Annotated in this window: 5 protein-coding genes; 1 reads left to right on the top strand and 4 read right to left on the bottom strand. The window is 64.4% G+C overall.

Translation table 11 applies throughout. The annotated features are described in order from the left end of the window. Positions 1–14: 14 nt before the first annotated feature. Entirely contained in the window at positions 15–1,718 is a 1,704-nt protein-coding gene (locus ACOZK9_RS22870) for an ABC transporter ATP-binding protein/permease (protein ID WP_421556614.1), read from the bottom strand. A 226-nt stretch (positions 1,719–1,944) separates the two neighbouring features. Here ACOZK9_RS22870 and fhuF point away from each other — a divergent pair, with 226 nt between their 5' ends. Beyond that, the gene (gene fhuF / locus ACOZK9_RS22875; protein ID WP_153000327.1) at positions 1,945–2,601 is read left to right on the top strand and encodes a siderophore-iron reductase FhuF; all 657 of its coding nucleotides are present in this window, start codon (positions 1,945–1,947) and stop codon (positions 2,599–2,601) included. On the opposite strand, the gene ACOZK9_RS22880 is transcribed toward fhuF, so the two are convergent. From ACOZK9_RS22880 to ACOZK9_RS22890, 3 genes are read right to left on the bottom strand one after another with little or no spacing between them, the layout of a single operon-like run. After that, a complete protein-coding gene (locus tag ACOZK9_RS22880; protein ID WP_421556615.1) occupies positions 2,592–4,232 on the bottom strand; it encodes a cyclic peptide export ABC transporter in 1,641 nt (546 codons plus the stop codon). The two genes, fhuF and ACOZK9_RS22880, sit on opposite strands and share 10 nt — an antisense overlap. After that, the gene (locus tag ACOZK9_RS22885) at positions 4,232–7,984 is read right to left on the bottom strand and encodes a non-ribosomal peptide synthetase (protein ID WP_152749170.1); all 3,753 of its coding nucleotides are present in this window, start codon (positions 7,982–7,984) and stop codon (positions 4,232–4,234) included. Before ACOZK9_RS22885 ends, ACOZK9_RS22880 begins: the two co-directional genes overlap by 1 nt. Then, positions 7,981–18,060: a non-ribosomal peptide synthetase gene (locus tag ACOZK9_RS22890; RefSeq protein WP_421556616.1), complete on the bottom strand. Its 10,080-nt coding sequence runs from the start codon at positions 18,058–18,060 to the stop codon at positions 7,981–7,983. Before ACOZK9_RS22890 ends, ACOZK9_RS22885 begins: the two co-directional genes overlap by 4 nt. Positions 18,061–18,068 lie beyond the last annotated feature (8 nt).

Genomic DNA, 18,068 nt, shown 5'->3' on the forward strand with positions numbered 1-18,068 from the left:
AATTGATCTGCCGCTTAAACCGGTTGCCTCACCTCACGACGCACCCATTTCACCTCACCCTGCAACTCCAGCACCTGCTGATGAAAACCCTCCAGCGAGACAGTGTGTCCAACGCTGATCAGGATCGTTTCCGGAAGCATTTCCTTGAGCAACTGATAACACCGCGCTTCGTTGGCGGCGTCCATTGCCGAGGTGCTTTCGTCGAGGAACAGCACCGCAGGGCGGGCCAGGAGCGCGCGCACGAAGGCGCAGCGCTGTTGTTCGCCGATGCTCAGGGTTTGTGCCCAGTCGCGCTCTTGGGCGAGTTGCGGGCACAGGTGTTCGAGGCCGACTTGCTGCATCAGCTGCTGCAACAGGGCGTCCTCTGCGGCAGGCGCGGGGTTCGGGTACCAGAGCGTTTCGCGCAGGCTGCCGAGGGGCAGGTAGGTTTTTTGCGAGAGCGTCAGCGTACGCTCACGGTCATAGGCAACCGTGCCTGACGCGTGGTGCCAAAGCCCGGAGACGGCGCGAATCAGCGTGGATTTTCCGTACCCCGACGGCGCCCTGATCAGCAGGCTGTCGCCGGGCTTGAGCGCGAGGTTAAAGCCGGTAAACAGGCGTCGGCCATCCGGCAGCCAGATGTCCAGGTTGCGAATCAGCAAACCGTCGCGCTGTTGCGTCAGCACTACGTCGGAGTTGACCTTGACGTTATCCAGGCGCTTCTGGAAGCCGTCCAGCCGGTCGATCACCGATTTCCACTCGGCCAGCTCTGGAAACACGCCAACCAGGTAGGCCACGGCCGAATGCACTTCGCCAAACGCCGCGCTGATCTGCGTGAGGCGCCCGAGGGTAAAGGCCCCGGCGAAGAACTGCGGCGCCATGATAAACATCGGAATCACTGTGGCGCTGCGCAGGTAGAAGGTCGAGTAGCCCATGATCAGCTTTTGCTTTTTCACCAGTACCCAAAAGTTTTGCAGCGCGGCTTCGAGGCGTTGGTTGAACCGCTGATTTTCCACGGCTTCGCCACGGTACTGGGCAACCGAGTCGGCGTTTTCGCGCAGGCGCATCAACGAGAAACGAAAATCCGCCTCGCGGCGTTGCTGCATGAAGTTCAGATGGGGCAGGGCGCGGCCGAGCCAGAACGCGAAACCGGTGCCCAGCAGCGCATACACCAGCGCCACCCACACCAACAGCCCCGGGATGACCACGCTTTGATCGCCCAACGGAATGCTGATCAAGCCCGAGGCCTGCCACAGGATGTTCAGGAACGAGAACAGTGACACCACTGCCGTCAGCAACCCAAGGCTCAGCTTGAGCGACTTGATGATAAACAGGTCGATGTCTTCAGCGATGCGCTGGTCAGGGTTGTCGACATCGGTCTCGGTCAGTTTCAGCTTCTGGTAGCGCTGATTGTCCAGCCACTGATCGAGCATGTTGCGCGTGGACCAGCGCCGCCACAGCAAGGTGAGTTTTTGCTGAAAGTGAAACGCGCCGACGGTAAACGCCGCGAGCCCAACTTGCAGCAGAATGAATTGCAGCCCGCCCACCAAAAAGCCCGGGTAGTCCTTCTCTTGCAGTGCGTTATAAAAATGCAGGTTCCAGAAGTTGTTGAGGATATTCACGCCCACCAGGCACAGGTTCATCAGCACGGTGGCCAACAGCAACAGCAAGGCCGGGTATTTCTGCTCGGAGGTCCAGAATGGCCGTGCCAGGCGCCAGAAATTACGAAGTGTATGCATGAGGGCTGAAGAGGTCCGGTCGTTGGCGACGTTGAGTTTGCAGGGGAGGGAGGATAGGATCTGCCAATGCTAATCGCTTGCATTCATAAGGGAAAGCCACAGGAGCCGCGTTATCGAATTTCCAGACTGGCTCAAGCAGGCGTGGCCGCCTATTCAACGGGTCATCCAGCTTGAACCGAATGATCAGCCGTTCATCCCACTGAGCCGCGCCGCCGCCCCCGCGTTGTTGCACGCGGTGCTGGCCGAGTTTGCCCTGCGTTACCCCGGCATCAACCAGCCGGCCGTGGTGTCGCAGTGGTCGATGAACTACATGAGCATCGTGGTGCCGGCAACACTGGCCTGCGTGCTCACCGGGCAGCGCGCAATCGACTTTTGGGGCGATGACGCGGTGTTGCGCCTGGATGCCGGCCAACCGTTGGCGTTGTATTTTTCCAGCGCCTTGCCGCCCATCACCGCAGCGGAGCGCGCCGCGTATTGGTCGCGCTGGGTGCATGAACACCTGGCGCCGTTGTTCGCCAGCCTGGCAGTGGCGGGTGGCTTGGCGCCGAAGGTGCTGTGGGGCAATTTTGTGGCGATCTGGGACGGCGCGTTTGACCGGCTTGACCCCGACTTGAGCCGCGAAGGCTTTGCCGAGGCGCACCAGTGGCTGGAAACGGTCAGCGTCAACGACGGGCGCTTGAAATTGCGCGGCCTGCAACGCCAGGTGCCGTCGCCGGCCCCCGAGATTTGCCCGCGCCTGCCGCTGCGTCGGCATTGCTGCCTGCACTATCAACTGCACCCGCTGGTTGAAGGCGAGCCGTTGGTGCTCTGCGAATCCTGCCCCAAGCTGCACCGCCTGCCCGTCGCCGAGCAGGTCAGTTATCTGCATTCGCTTTACGACTGAAGTTCAACCTCGGCATGCGCGCTCAGGCGTGCTTCGCTCAGCCGTCCGTGTTCAATGCGCAGCAGCCGGTCGGCCAGGCCGAAATACGCATCGTCGTGGGAGATCACGATCACCAGTTTGCCGCGCTCACGCAGGTCCGCAAGAATCCGCGTGTAGAAAAAGTGCTTGAACACCGGGTCCTGATCCGCCGCCCACTCGTCGAACAGGTAGCACGGGCGGTCATCCAGGTAAGCACTGAGCAGCGCCAGGCGTTTGCGTTGCCCGGTCGACAGGGCCAGCGTGGTCAGGCGGCCTTTTTCGATTTGCACCTTGTGGTCCAACTGCAAGTGCACCAGGTAATCCTGCGCCTGCTGCACCAACTGTGGGTTGTCACCGTCGAACAGATTTTCGAACAGGCAGAAGTCGGTGAAGATCGCCGAGAAATGCTGGCGGAAATGGTGGTTGTCGTTGCTTGACGAGACCTGTTCGTCGAGCATTACGTCACCGCTTTCCGGGCGATATAGCCCCGTCAGCAACAGCGCCAAGGTGGTTTTGCCGCTGCCATTGCCGCCAGTGATGAACACCACTTCGCTGGTATTCAACGTGACATTGATCGGCCCCAGCGTGAAATGCCCGTCCTCGCGTTCGCGGTAGTAGGTGTGGGTGACGTCACGGCACACCAGGCTGCGCACCTGAGTCGGCGCGAAGGTTTCGAGGGTTTCGCTGGCGCCGTGCATTTCGCTTTCCAGGCTGCGCACCTTGTTCAGCGCGACGCTGGCGCGGCCGAGTGTCGGCAGGGCGTGCATCAGTTCCGACAGCGGCGTGATCATGTACAGGATCGTGAGGATGTAACCGGTGACCAGGCTGACGCTCAGGTCGATAAAGTGCGGCGCGACAAACAGCACCACACCGATCAGCATATAAAACACCGCATTGCCCCAGTTGAGCACCACGGCATAAATGCTCATGCCGCGCACAAAGTCGCGGCGGTATTGCTGGCTGACCGGCAACAACAAGCGGGTAAAAAAGTGCTGTCGACGCGGGTGGTTGAGCTGCAGTTCTTTACTGCCATCGGTGAGCAGGCGGTAATGCTCGAACAACTGGTCCTTCAGCTCGCGCGCACGCGAGATCGAGGTCAGCGCGCGGCGTTGCGGCCAATTGAAACTCAAGCTGCCGAGCACGATCAGCAACACCGTCAAGCCCAGCAACGGCAAACTGAGCCAGCCGAGGTAGCCGAGGCAGGCAATGATGATTCCGCCATTTACCAACAGAATCGGCACCAGCTCCACCGCTTGGCTGATGGTTTGCGTGTCGTCGGTCAACATCGCCAGCAGCCGGTGTTTGCCCAGGCGCTGCAACTGCGCATAGGGCGTGTCGATCAGCTTGGCGCTCAGGTGCAGGCGCATATCGTTGACTGCCGCCTGGCCCAGGCGCAGCAGGCTGATGTCGGAAATAATCCGCGACACCGCTACCAACAGCACCAGGCCGCCAAAGTACAGGCCGTCAATCGGTCGCAGTTGATCGAACACCGTGAGGCTGTGGTTGATCATCGCGATCAAGCCTGCCGCCGCGAGCCCGCAGGCCAAGCCCGTCAGCGTCGCCACCAACAGCGCGCGCCACGAGCGCTTGGCCATGAGTATCAGCAAATCCATTAAACCGCTCCATCTGTTGCCAGCGCCGCAAGGGCGGCCGCCAATTGTTCATGCACCGCCGGGTGCTCAAGAATGTTCAAGTGCTGCGCCTGCACCACTTCACACGCGAATGGCCCGCTGCTCAGTTGTTGCCACTGCGGGTCGGCAAAGTCCGTCTCGCCCAGCGTGGCGTCGGCCCACCACACATGCACCGGGCAACTCAGCCGTGGCGGTTGGAAGCTGCCGAGTAACTGCTGCGTATGCTGTTGGTAACCCAGCCGCGTGTGCAGGTGCTCCCAACTGTCGCCATCGAGTTGCAAGCCCTGCTGCTGTGCCCATTGCGCGAGCGCGGGCAGGCGCTGCGCGACCGGCAGTGTAGCGAGGTGTGCGCTCAACGCGGCGGATACCGCTGCCGGCAACTGGCGCAGCAGCGCCTGACTGTCCACGGTCAGCGCTTGCGCAGCCGAGGCAATCAGCGCCGCGACGCTGTCTTGCGCGGCCTCGCGCTGGTATTGCGAGTCAAGAATGCCGAGAAACGCCACCTGTTCGCCGCAACGCTCCAATTGCGCCGCGGCGCTGATCGCCAGCAGCCCACCGAGCGAGAACCCGAGCAGATGATACGGCCCAATGGGCTGTTGTTGGCGCAGGTGTTCGACGTACAGCGCAGCCAGGCTATCGATGTCGCCGTCGGCCAGGCGTGCGCTGTCATCGCCCAGATACGCCGCCTGCAAGCCCCACAATTGCCAGTTCGGCAAATGCGGCAACAGCGTGCGGTAATCCTGTACATGGCCGGTGGACGGGTGGAAGCAGAACAGCTTCGCGCCGCCGTCCGCTGGCGACAACCGCACCAGCGGCGACAGTTTGAACTCGGACTGCACCAGCGCTGCAAACGCCGCGACACTCGGCGCATTGAACACCGCGTTCACCGTGACCGGCGCCGACAGTACGCTTTGCAAGCGGCTGGCCAGGCTTACCGCCGCCAGCGAATGCCCGCCCAGCGCGAAAAAGTCATCCTCGATACCCACCCGCTCCAGCCCCAGCACCTGCGCCCAGACCTCGGCCAGCAGCGCCTCCAATGGCGTGCGCGGCAAGGCACCGCCAACGCTGTCGAGGACCTTGTCGGCCCATTGCTGCAAGGTCTTGCGGTCGAGTTTGCCGTTGCCCATCAGCGGCAAGGCGTCGACGATGCGCAAGCTCGGCAGCATGTAATCCGGCAAGCGGTCCTGCGCCTGGCCGTGCAGTTGCGCCACGCTCACTGAATGCCCCGGCGCGAGGGTCAAGAAGGCAAACAATTGCTGGCCCAGCTCGCCTTTGGGCAAGCATTCCACCGCCGCCTGCGCCACGCCCGGCAGGCTGGCGAGCTGCGCCTGGATCTCGTCGAGCTCGATGCGAAACCCGCGCACCTTGACCTGGCGGTCCGAGCGGCCGGTGATTTCCAGGCTGGCGTCGTGCCGATAACGCGCGCGGTCGCCGCTGCGATACAGGCGTTCGCCGTCGCGCTGGATAAAACGTTCGGCGTTGTGTTGCGCATCGAGGTAGCCACGCGCCAATTGCGGGCCGGCGATATACAGCTCAGCGTGTTGCCCCGGCGCCGCCAGTTGCTGTTGCTCATCCAGCAGGTACAGGCGCATGCCGTCGAGTCGATCGCTCAGCGGCAATCGACGGTAGTCACAGGCCGGGTCGAGCGTGTGCATCGCTACGCCGACGGTGGTTTCCGTCGGCCCGTAGTGGTTGAACAGCTTCAGTTGCGGTGCGAACTGGCGGATCGAGTGCAGCAAGCGCTGCGAGCAGCTTTCGCCGCCCACAATCAGTTGCTTGCGTGGCAATACCGCGGCGCTTTGCGCGCTGATCAGCCAGGCGTCGAGCAGCGACGGCACGATTTTCAGGTGATCAATCGGGTAGCGCAACTGCCAGGCGGCCCACGCCTGGGCATCCATCGCAGTTTGTTTGTCGAGCAGGTGCAGTTCGCCGCCGCTGAGCAGTGCCGGGAACAGCAGGGTGTAACCCAGGTCTGCGGCCAGCGAGGTGACCACGGCGCTGCGCTCGAAGGCTTGCAGTTGCAGGCGTGCGGACACGCTGTGGACGTAGCTGGCGAGTTGCGCGTGCTCGATGATCACGCCCTTGGGCACGCCGGTGCTGCCCGAGGTAAACAGCACGTAGGCCGCGTCATTCGGTTGAATTTCGTGGCTCACGTCGGTCATCGGCGTGTGTTGCCACGCGGCGCTATCGCGCAGGTCAAGGCTGCCCATCGACGCCAGCAGCGGGGCATTGCCGTCGGCGCCAGTGAGTACAAAGCGCGCTTGCGCCTGTTGCAGGATCGCCAGGCAACGCTGCGCCGGCTGGTGCACGTCCAGCGGCACAAACGCTGCGCCGCTCTTGAGCACCGCGAGCATCGCCAGCACCATCGGCGCCGAACGGTCCATGTACAGCGCCACGCGGTCTTCGCGGCCAATGCCTTGGGCGCGCAGGTAATGCGCCAACTGGTTGCTGCGCGCGTGCAGTTCGGCGTAACTCAGGTGCTGGCCGGGGTCGCGCAACGCCAGGTGTTCGGCAAAGCGTGCAGCGCCCGCATTGAAGCGCGCAGGCACACTGACAAAGGCCGGTGCGACGCTGGCATGCCTTGCCGCCAACGCCTGCGCAAAGCCCGGCGCGTGCAGCGACAGCTCGGCCAAGGGTTTGGCCGGGTGGGTGAGGGCGTCGAGCAGCAGCGATTGCAGTTGTTCCAGCAAGGTCTGTGCGGCCTGCACGCTGTAACGATTGGCCTGATGGCACAGCGTCAGGCGGTAACTGCCCGCCGCATGCGCTTCGGCGACCAGCAGCAGTTCGATGCCGGCGGGGATCGCGTCTACCTCCAGCACGTTGAATGGGCTGCCCGCAGCAACATCGGGGGCCGCGCTCCACTGAAAACCATAGGCTGAGGGGGTGGCAGGCGGCGAGTATTCCTGCCATTCGCCGACTTGCTCGCAGAGCGCTTGCAAAGTCGCGAGTGCCGGGCCGAACGGGCGCTCGAGTGCCGGTTGCCAAGGCAATGGCAAGGCCTTGGCGAACAAGCCCCAGCACTCGGCGAGTTCTTCATAGTCGTCACGGCAGTCATGCACCCAGTTCAGGCTCAGGGCCGGGTTGTCACTCGCGCTCAAACGCTGTAACAGCACACCCCAAGCGGCCATCAGCAGTTGTTCGGCGGGCGCGCTGTGCGCTTGCAACGCGGCGCTTAACGCCGGGTTGAGCGCGCAGCGCGTGGTCAGCGGCGTATCGGCCTGATCGCTGCGTGCTTCGCGGTACAGCAACTCGCTGCCGGCGTGCTCGCCCAGCGCCAGGCCGGCCCAGTATTGCCGGCCTTGTACCGCGTCTTCATCGGCCTGCAAGTCGTGAATCCAGGCGCTGTATTGGGTGTAGGTCATCGCCTCGGCGTCAGCCACCGGCGCTTGCGCCGAACCCAGCGCCCGCGCCAGCCGCAGCAGCGTGCCACGGTCGGCGGCGAGGGCGGGCAGTTGCAACGTGACCCGCTGCACTTCATCGCCCAGCGCTTGCACGTCTACAGCGATGGCGCTGGTGGCGGCGACGATCTGCAGCGGCACCTGCAAGCCCGGTTCAGGCCGGGTGTGCAGGCGCAGTGCATCGTGAACCGTGGCCAGCGACGCCAGCCGTTGCTGCAACTGTGCCAGCGCGGTGGCGCCGCGCACCTCCAGCACCAAGCGTGCCGGTGGCGCGTTCGCCAGCCATTGGCTGCGTTGCTGGGGGGACAGGGCGAATGCTGCCGGGTGGTTACTCATGCCTGTTCCTCGGTGCGGTTCAGTGGTTCGCGGTTCATCATCTGGCCCATGGCAACGCAGATTTTGCGTTCACCCTCAAACGGGTCGCGAGCATGCGCCACCAGCATATTGTCGAGCATCACCATGTCGCCCTTTTGCCAGGCGAAGCGCACCGCACAGGCTTCGTACGCCGCGCCGATCACTTCCATCACCGCGTCTTCAATCACGCTGCCATCGCCGTAATAGACGTTGCGCGGCAGGTTGCCCGCGCCGAACAGGTTGATCAGGTTGCGCCGCACTTCCGGCTCCAGGCAGGCGCTGTGATGCAGTTGCACCTGGTTGAAAAACGACGCCTCGCCGGTGTCCGGGTGCGCGACAATCGCCGGGCAATACTGGGCGATTTTCAGGTTGTCTGCCCCCAGCCATTGCCACTGCATGCCCGATTGCCGGCATTGGCGCTCGACCTCTTCGCGCTGCTCGGTTTTGAAAAAGTCTTGCCAGCGCACATCCAGCTTGTCGGTGAAATGCCGCACGTAGAGCAGGCCCAAGGCCTTGAAGCGTTCAACGATGTCGGCCGGCAACTGCGCAAGCACCTGGCGGCAGTCGACAATCGGCGTGCAGCCACCGCGTGGCGCCGGTATCTCGCAGTAAAACCACTGCTTGCGCGGCCATTGCGGCAAGTGCGAGCTTTCGTTGTGGAACAGAATCATGTGTTGTTCCGGGTACGGCGTGGAGTGGTAGATATTCTTCCCGGACTTATTCTTCGGCAGGTCGCCATACGTGCCGAACAGGTCCGGTTCGATGGCTTGGGCGAACTGCTCGAAGGCGCTTGCGTCCGGCAGGTTAAAACCGCGAAACAGCAGGCCGCCGTGGGTGCGCAGTTGCGCATTGATCCACTCACGCGCTTGCACGGCCCAGTGCACCGGGTCCAAATCCGCCAACAGCGGTTCAATCACCAGCGGCAGCGGTTGCGCGTCACTCAAGGTGCGCGTGCGTACCTGCTCATGCGCCACCTGGCTGACGGCGGTGGCGCGGGTGTTTTTCAGCTTGCTCATCTTCGACTGCTTGCGCTCACTGCGCGCTTGCGCCTCGTCTATGGCCACCGGCGCAGGCTGGCTGTCGCCTTCCAGGCGCCATGCCCACGTCTGCAGCGTCAAGCGTTCAAGCAGTTGCTCGAAGCCTTGTTCCAGCCGCGCAATGGTCTGCGCCTGCAGCACGCTGGTGCGATACACCCAGCGCACGTTCAGGCCGCTTTCGTCTTCCTCGACAAACACCGCGAGGTCGAACTTGCTGGTCTGCTGCTGCGGCTCCAGGTGTTCCACCTCAAGGCCCGACAGGCTGGCCGTGCCCTGCGGGGTGTTCTGCATCACGAACAACACCTGCACCAGTGGGTTAACCCCCGGCGTGCGTGGTGGTTGCAGCGCTTCCACCAGCTTGTCGAACGGCACTTGCTGGTGCTGGAACGCCGCCAGGCAGTCTTCGCGCAGGCGTTGCAGGCGGCTGTCGAAGCTGTCGCTGTCGCTCAGGCGTGCGCGGATCGGCAGCACGTTGACGAAGAAGCCGATCAGTTGTTCCAGCGCCGGTTGCTCGCGGTTGGCAAGGTCGGTGCCGACGATAAAGTCGTGCGTGCCGGTGGCGCGTTGCAACAGGCTGTTGAAGGCGTTGAGCAAGACCATGAACAGCGTGGCGCGCTGGGTGTGCGCGTACGCCTTGAGCACCTGCGTTTGCGCCGGGCTGAAGTGCTGGGTCAGCACCGCGCCCTGGTAGTCCGGCTGCGTCGGGCGCGGCGCATCCAGCGGCAACGCGATCAGGGTTGGCGCGCCGTCGAGCTGACGCCGCCAGTAGTCAATCGCCTGCGCCAATTGGCGCTGCTGCGGTTCACTGCGCTGCCATTGCGCGTAATCGGCGTACTGGATCGGCAGCGGCGTGAATACCGGCGCCGAACCGCTGGCGTAGGCCTGGTAGCCGGTGATCAACTCCTGAATCAGAATGCCCATCGACCAGGCGTCCGTGGCGATGTGGTGCAACACCAGTTGCAGCACGTGATCATCCGCGCCCACCTGCAGCAGATGCGCACGCAGCATCGGTGCATGTTGCAGGTCGAACGGCTGCGCCGCGTGCTGATCAATCAGGCGTTGCAGGGCGTGCGCTTGCACGCTGATCGGCGTGAGGTTGAGCATCGGCGCCGGGTTGATCACCTGGCACGGCTGGTCGCCTTTCAGGTGGAAGCTGGTGCGCAGCGATTCATGCCGTTCCAGCACGCGTTGCAGCGCTTGCTGCAAGGCGCCGATGTCGAGCGCGCCGCGCAGCCGCACCACGCTGGTCATGTTGTAGGCGGCATTCGGGCCTTCGAAGCGGTCGAGGAACCACAGCCGTTGCTGGCTGTACGACAACGCCAGGGTCTGGTTACGCGGCACCGGCACGATATGGTTGTCGTCGGGCACCTGAGCCTGTTGCTCTACCGCCAGCGCCAATTGCTCCAGGGTGCCGCCTTCGAACAAGGTGCGCAGCGGCAGGCTGACGTTCAGGCGTCGACGAATGCGCGAGAGCATTTGCGTGGCCAACAGCGAGTGCCCGCCGATGGCAAAGAAGTCATCGTGCACGCTGACAGTGGCCACGCCGAGAATGTCCTGCCACAGCTCGGCCAAGACGTGTTCTGTCGGCGTACGCGGCGCCACCGATTCGCCTTCGGCCTGCTCGGCGTGCGGCACGTCGAGTGCCGCCAAGGCCCGACGGTCAACCTTGCCGTTGGCGTTCAACGGCAACTGCGCGAGGTTCAGCCAGCGCGCCGGCAGCATATAGCTCGCCAGTTGCTGCGCAAGGTGCGCGCTGAGTACCTGCTGCGCGGGGTGCCCGCCGAGGTCTGCGGTGTTGTCGAGCACGTACCAGGCCACCAGTTGCAACGCGCCGCGCGCATCCGGCAGCGCCAATACCGCCGCGCTGTCGACCGCCGGGTGCTGCATCAGGCGGTTTTCGATTTCGCCCAGTTCGATGCGATAGCCACGGATCTTCACTTGCTGGTCGCGGCGCCCGAGGTATTCGATCACTCCATCCGCGCGCAGGCGGCCAATATCACCGCTGCGATACAGGCGCGCGCCCGGCTCGAACGGGTGCGCAACAAACGCTTCACGCGTGCGTTGCGGGTCGTGCAGGTAACCACGGCCGACACCCACGCCGCCGATGCACAGTTCGCCCGGCACGCCGATGGGCACGCTGCGCAGCTCGGCATCCAGCACAAACACTTGGTTGTTCGCGGTCGGCCGACCAATCGGCATGTGCAGGCAGTCATCGCCCGGCGCCTCGGTGATCGGGTAAAAGGCCACGTCATCCGAACACTCGGCGGGGCCGTAGGCGTTCATCAATGGCACCGAGGCGAAGCGCGCAAACCAGTCCTGCGCCAGCGCCGGTGGCAGCGCTTCGCCCGTCGGCAGCAGCCAGCGCAGCGTCGACAGGCTGTGCTGCGCACGCGCCTCCTGCAACATTCCGCGCATCAGCGCCGGTACGGTTTCGAGCAGGCTCAATTGCTGCGCCTGCACTGCGTCGAGCAAGGCCAGCGGGTCATGCGCCTGGCTGTCCGGCAGGATGTGCACAGTGGCGCCTACCAGCGGCGCGGCGAGGAACTGCCACACGCAAATATCGAACGCCGGCGAGGCGGTTTGGGCGATGCGGTCGTGCTCGCCGAGGCCCAGCGCCGGAACTTTGCCGAAAATGTTGTTGAGCATGCCGCGCTGTTCGACCATCACCCCTTTGGGTTTGCCGGTAGAGCCGGAGGTGAAAATCACGTAGGCCAGTTGCTCGGGGTGGTGCGTGTAAGCCACGGCCGGCTTGGCCTCGCCTTGCCAGAGTGGCTGCGCGATCAGGCAGGTGGGCTGCTTGAGAATCTGCGGCAGCACCGCATCAAGCGCAGCGGCGGCGCTGTCGCACACCAGCAGCAGCGGCGCCGCACTCAGGTTCAGCAGTTCGGCCAGGCGCGCGGGCGGCTGTTGGATGTCCAGCGCCTGGAACGCAGCGCCGGCTTTGAGCGTGCCGATCATCAGCGTCAGCAAGGCCAGGCCACGTTCGGCGAACAGCGCCACCAGGCTTTCCGGGCCCGCACCGGCGGCTTGCAACGCGTGCGCCACAGCGTTGGCGCGACGGTCCAGCTCGGCGTAGGTCAGCGTCTCGTGCTGATGCACGGCGGCGATCTGTTGCGGCCGACGGCGTACCTGATCGGCGAACAGCGCCGCGTAGCCCTGGCTCAGCGGGAAGTCGACCGCGCTGCGGTTCCAGTCCACTTGCAGTTGCTCACGCTCTGCGTGCGGCAGCATGTGCAGGCTGCCCAAGGGCGCTTCGGGCGCATCAAGCATGCTCGACAGCAACTGCACCAAGTGGCCGAGCATGCGCTGCACGGTGTCGCTGCTGAAACGCTGGCTGTCATACGACAGGCGAATACCCAAACGGTCGCCGGGGTACAGCACCACGGTCATGGGGAAGTTGGTGTGCACGCGGTCTTCATAAATGTCGATGCTGAAGGCATCCAGCTGCACGCTGCTGATGTCCAGCGGCGCGTTTTCGAACACCACCAGGCTGTCGAACAGTGGTTGGCCGCGCGGTACACCGCTGCTGCGCTGAATATCCACCAGCGAGGCACTTTCGTGTTCGCGCAAACGCGCGTTGTGCGAGAGCAAGGCCTGCAACCAATTGGCCACCGGCGCTTGCGGGTCCACATCAATGCGCAACGGCAGGCTGTTGATGAACAGGCCGACCATTTCTTCGACACCCGCAAGGTCAGTCGGGCGACCGGCCACGGTCACGCCGAACAGCACGTCGCGGTTGCCGCTGTAGCGCGACAACAACAATGCCCACGCACCCTGAATCCAGGTGTTGGGGGTCAATTGGTAATGCTGGCAGAGCTGCTGCAACCGTTGGGTCTGGCTGATGCTCAGGGTCTGGTCGAAGTCGCCGACCTGTTCCGGCGCTTGTTCCGGGCGGGCGAGGGCGGTGTCTACGTGCAGCGGCGTCGGCTCGCTGAACCCGGCCAGGTCGGCCTGCCAGAAGGCGTGCGCGGCGGCCATGTCCTGGCGTTCGAGCCAGCTCATGTAGCCACGGAACGAACGCAAGCGCGGGCGCGCTACCGGCTCCTGACGCACGATGGCTTGATAGATCGCCAACAGGTCTTCCATCAGCAGGCCGAAGCACCAGGCATCGGTGAGGATATGGTGGAAGCTGCGCACCACGGCGAAGCGTCGCTCATCCAGCTGGAACACGCGCAAGTGCGTCAACGGTGCGCTGCTCATGTCAAAACCCTGCACGCGTTGCGCTTCCAGCGCCTGGTCCATCGCTGCGCGTTGCTGCGCGTCATTCAAGTGGCGCAGGTCTTGCCAGTCGAACGCCGGGTCGGTGCTGCGGTACACGCATTGCAGCGGCTCATGGTCGTCCTGCCACCAGAACGCGGTGCGCATCATCGGGTGCCGATCAAGGAACACTTGCCACGCTGCCTGCATCGCCGGGCGCTGCAACACGCCGTCCCAGCTGTAGCGTTGCTGCATCAGGTAGATGCCGCTGTTGGGCTGCAGCAAAGTGTGCAAGAGCATGCCCTGTTGCATCGACGACAGCGGGTACACGTCTTCGAGGTTCGCCCAGTCCAGCGGTTCGGCGGCGAGGGTGGCCGCCTGTTGGTGGCACAGCGGGAACGCTTGACTCGCCGGGCGCAGCTCAGGTTCGGCGAGCAGTGCCGCCAATGCGTTGAGGCGTTCGGCGAGTGGCGCGGCCCACTCGGCGGCGAGTGCGCCTTCGCAGCGCAGGTGCAATTGGCCGTCCTGCCAATGCGCATCGATGCGCAACGCGTGCGCCGAGGGTGTCGGCGTGTTCGCTGCCGTCACCTGCTCAAGCAGGCCGCGCTGTTCGCGGTGGCTGTCGAGGTCGCCGCGCCAATGGATCGCAACCGCTGCCGGCGGCAACTCGCGCAAGGGTTCTTGCAGGTAGGTGTTATCCGACAGGTAGCGCAAGGCGCCATAGTCGGCGCCGTGTTGCGGGTAGTCGCGCAGTTGCGCCGCGACTGCCTGCACGCGTTGCAGCAGCGTCGCGCCTTCGGTGTGCACGAACACCGGCACGGCCAGGTCCAGCGCGCCGATGATCAGGTGCGGTTGCAGGTCGGCGAGGACGATGGGCGCGTTGACCGGCAAGCGCTCGGCAGTCGCACGTGCGGCGTGCAGGTCTAACGCGAGCAGGCCGTCGCCACAGTGGGCGCGGCATTCTTCAACCACGGCGCTCGCGAGCAGGCTGTTCCAGTCCAAGTGCAGCACGTCGACCAAGCGCTTGAGGTCGCCGCTGGGCTTGGCACTCAGGCTGTGCTCGAGCACTTGGCTGGCGTGCTGGCTATGCGGCAGTTGCAGCGTGTCTACCGCGGCGTATTGCAGCCAGTGTTCCCACGCGTCGTCGAGCGCATCGCTTTCGGCGTAGGTGTGCTGGTGGCGTGCCCATTGGGTGAAGTTACCGCCGGTGTAAGACAAGCGCACCGGCCGCTGGAAGCGCAATTGGCCCAGCGCCAGGTTGAGGTCGTTGAGCAGCAACGGCCAGGACGCGTCATCCACACACAACGGGTGCGCGGCCAGCAGCAGGTGGTGCTCGCCCAACAGGCTGGCATGCAGGCTTTGCCCGGCGTGCAGTTCAAGGCGCTCGACAGCGGCTTGGGCGACGTTGTGCAACTCGGCCTCGGTGTACTCGCCCAGCGAAACCGCTGGCGCTGTGGGGGCGACCAGCACGCGCTGTTGCCAGTCGCTGTCGAGCGCCAGCCGCAGCGCTTGATGATGTTGCTGCAGCGCGCCGAGGGCTTCGGCGAGCAGTTGACTGTCCAGCGGCTGTGCGAGTTTCACGCAACGCCAAGTGGCGGTCAGCGGGCCTTGTTCGAGGCGTGCGCGTTGGCCGGCGCTCAGTGGCAACGCATAACCATCGGCAAGTTGCTCGGCCACCGCATGGCTGGCATCGGCGCCGAGTACGCGGGCGATGTCGGCGATGGTGCGGTTTTCGAACAGTTGCCGTGGGGTGAGCTTGAGCCCTTGCTGGTTGGCCCGTGCGATGATTTGCAGGTTGAGGATCGAATCACCGCCAATCGCGAAGAAGTTATCGTTGACACCGACCTGCTCGCGCTTGAGCACGTCTTGCCAGATCGCCGCCAACAGCGTTTCGACTTCATTGCGCGGGGCGACGTGGGTAGCGCTGTCGTCGTTGGCGGGTTGCGGCAGCGGCAGGCGGTGTACGTCGACCTTGCCGTTGCGCGTCAGCGGCAGCTCATCCAGCGTGATGAAATGCGCCGGCACCATGTAATCCGGCACGCGGCTGCTCAGGTCGTTACGCAGTTTGACCGCTGACAGCGACTGGCTGGCAACCAGGTAGGCGACCAAACGCACACTGCCTTCCAGCTCGACCGCGCGCACCACCACTTGCTCGATCAGCGGCGACAAGCGCCGTATCTGCGCCTCGACTTCGCCCAGCTCCAGGCGGTTGCCACGGATCTTCACTTGGCTGTCGACGCGGCCGAGGAACGCCAGTTGCCCGTCGACCAGCCAGCGCACGCGGTCACCGGTGCGGTACCAGCGTTGCTGCTGTGCATCGCTGTGAAAGCGCTCGGCGGTCAGGTCGTCACGGTGCAAGTAGCCACGGGCGAGGGCACCGCTGATCAGCAGTTCGCCGCTGACCCCGGTGGCCACGTCGCGACCTTGCGCGTCGACCACCCGCAGTTGGCGGTTGGGCAGTGGCTTGCCCAGCGCGATACTGCGCTGGCCCGCTGTGAGTTCGGTGGCGAGTGCGCCGACCGTGGCTTCGCTCGGCCCGTAATGGTTGAACACGCGCAGGCCGGGGGCCAGGCTGTTGACCTGGGCCAGCAGCGCGGGGCTGAGGGCATCGCCACCAAACACCAGCAGCGCGGTGGGCAACAAGCGCGCATCCGGCAGCGCCTGTAACAGGCCGCCGAGGTGGCTTGGGGTGATTTTCAACACATCCACCGGGTGTTGGCTGAACAGCTCGGCGAGTGCCAGTGGGCTGAACCCGCTTTCGTCATCCACCAGCAACAAGCTGCCGCCGCTGCACAGCGCGCCGAACAATTGGGTGTGGCCCAAGTCGGCGGCAATGCTCGACAGCAGGCCGTAGCGTGCGGCGGCTGGCGGTTTGAGTACGCTGTGCACCGCCGTCAGGTAGTCGACGATGGCGCGGTGCTCGACCACCACGCCTTTTGGCGTACCGGTGGAGCCCGAGGTGTAAATCACGTAGGCCGCAGCATCCAGCGCGTGCGTGATTACCGGTGCGGTGTCGGGCTGGGCGGCAATCACGGCGGCCTGTTCAGCCAGGCACAGCAGTGGTGTGTGCTCGGCCAGGCGGGTCAGCAATGGCGACGCCGTCGCGCCGATCAACAGCGCGGCGCGGCTGTCTTGCAGCACATCGGCCAAACGCCCGAGCGGTTGTTTCAGGTCCAGTGGCAGGTAGGCGGCGCCAGCCTTGAGGGTGGCGAGCAGGGCGATGACAAAATCGGCGCTGCGCTCCAGCGCCAGGGCGACCAGGCTGTCGTGGCCGATGCCTTGGGCGCGCAAATGCTGGCTGAGGCGATTGGCGCGCTGGTCGAGTTCGCGGTAACTCAGCGCGCCGTGTGCGTCACGCAGCGCCGGTTGGTCGGGGGCGGCTGCAACCTGTTGCTCAAAGCGCTGGTGCAGGCACAGTGGCGCTACGGCGAGCTGTGCACCGCGCCCGAGGGCTTGTAACTGCGTGCGCTCGGCAGCGCTGAGCCAGTCGAGTTCGCCCACGCGGCACGCTGGCTGCGCGGCCATGGCCAACAGCACACTGCGCAATTGCGTCGACAGCAGCGCAATTTCTGCATCGCTGAAGCGCTTGCGGTCGTAGCTGAACAGGTAATGCAATTGCTCGCCCGGCACCACGATCAGCGACAGCGGGAAATGGTTGCGGCCTTGGGTCAGCGTCAGGCCATCGACGGCCTGCGCACGGTTCGGGTCGGCGAAGCTCAAACCGCCTGCGTCCTGGTTCAGCGCGTCGGTGACCGGGAAGTTTTCGAACACCAGGATCGAGTCGAACAGCGCCTGCTCGGCGGCGATCTTGCTCATCGCCTTGAGTTTGCCCAGCGGCAGGTAGGCGTGGTGGCGCAGGTCGCTGTTGGCCTGCTGCAACTGTTGCAACCAGTCCACCAACGCCGGGCCTTCGGACCATTGCACGCGCAGCGGCAGGGTGTTGATGAACAGGCCGACGGTGCTGTCGATAGCCGCCAGTTGTTCCGGGCGACCGGCCACGGTGACGCCATAGATCACGTCGTCGCGCCCGGCATGTTGGCCCAGCAGCAACGCCCAGGCGCCCTGGATCAGAGTGTTCAGGGTAAGGTGATGACGGCGCGCAAACTGCGACAGTTGCTCGGTTTCGTCGACACTCAAGCGGTGTTCGCGCTCGGCGCACGGCGCGTCGGTGGGCGGCGTCAGGCGCAGGCCGAAGTCGGGCAATGGCGTTGGTTCGCTGACGTCATGCAGTTGCTCACGCCAAAAGCCTTCGGTGGCGGCCATGTCCTGCTCCGCCAGCCAGGCGATGTAGTCGCGGTAAGCGCGGGTCGGCGGCAGGTTGGCCGGGCGACCATGCGCGTGCTGGTAGTAGAGCGCCAGCCATTCCTGAATCGCGATGCCCACGCTCCAGCCGTCCATGATGATGTGGTGGAACGTCCAGATCAGGTGCCAGCGCGCAGGCGCAAGCCGCACCAGTGCGAGGCGCATCAGCGGCGCGTCATTCAGCTCCAGTGGCTGGGCGCGTTGCTCCAGCGCCAACTGCTGCAGCGCGTTTTGGGTGTCGGTGCGCGTTTGCCAGTCGAGTTCGGTCAACGGCAGTTGCAGGTCGCCCTGGACCACTTGATAGGCGTCGTCGAGGTCTTCCCACAGGAACGCGCTGCGCAACACCGCGTGGCGTTGCATCAGGGCTTGCCAGGCGCCGCGAAACGCGTTCAGTTGCAGCGGGCCGTTCATTTCCAGGCTCAGTTGCTGGTAGTACACCCGCGAGTCGGGCTCCACCACGCTGTGAAACAGCAAACCGTGTTGCGTCGGCGAAAGCGAGTAGATGTCTTCGATGTTGTTCATTGGTGTGC

Origin of the sequence: Pseudomonas kitaguniensis (assembly GCF_049199985.1) — a bacterium.
Taxonomy (GTDB): Bacteria; Pseudomonadota; Gammaproteobacteria; order Pseudomonadales; family Pseudomonadaceae; genus Aquipseudomonas; species Aquipseudomonas kitaguniensis.

What these genes read in the sequence shown, in the direction of transcription:
- ACOZK9_RS22870 (WP_421556614.1), bottom strand. Translation starts at nt 1,718, where the DNA reads ATGCATACACTTCGTAATTTCTGGCGCCTGGCACGGCCATTCTGGACC.
- ACOZK9_RS22880 (WP_421556615.1), bottom strand. Translation starts at nt 4,232, where the DNA reads ATGGATTTGCTGATACTCATGGCCAAGCGCTCGTGGCGCGCGCTGTTG.
- ACOZK9_RS22885 (WP_152749170.1), bottom strand. Translation starts at nt 7,984, where the DNA reads ATGAGTAACCACCCGGCAGCATTCGCCCTGTCCCCCCAGCAACGCAGC.
- ACOZK9_RS22890 (WP_421556616.1), bottom strand. Translation starts at nt 18,060, where the DNA reads ATGAACAACATCGAAGACATCTACTCGCTTTCGCCGACGCAACACGGT.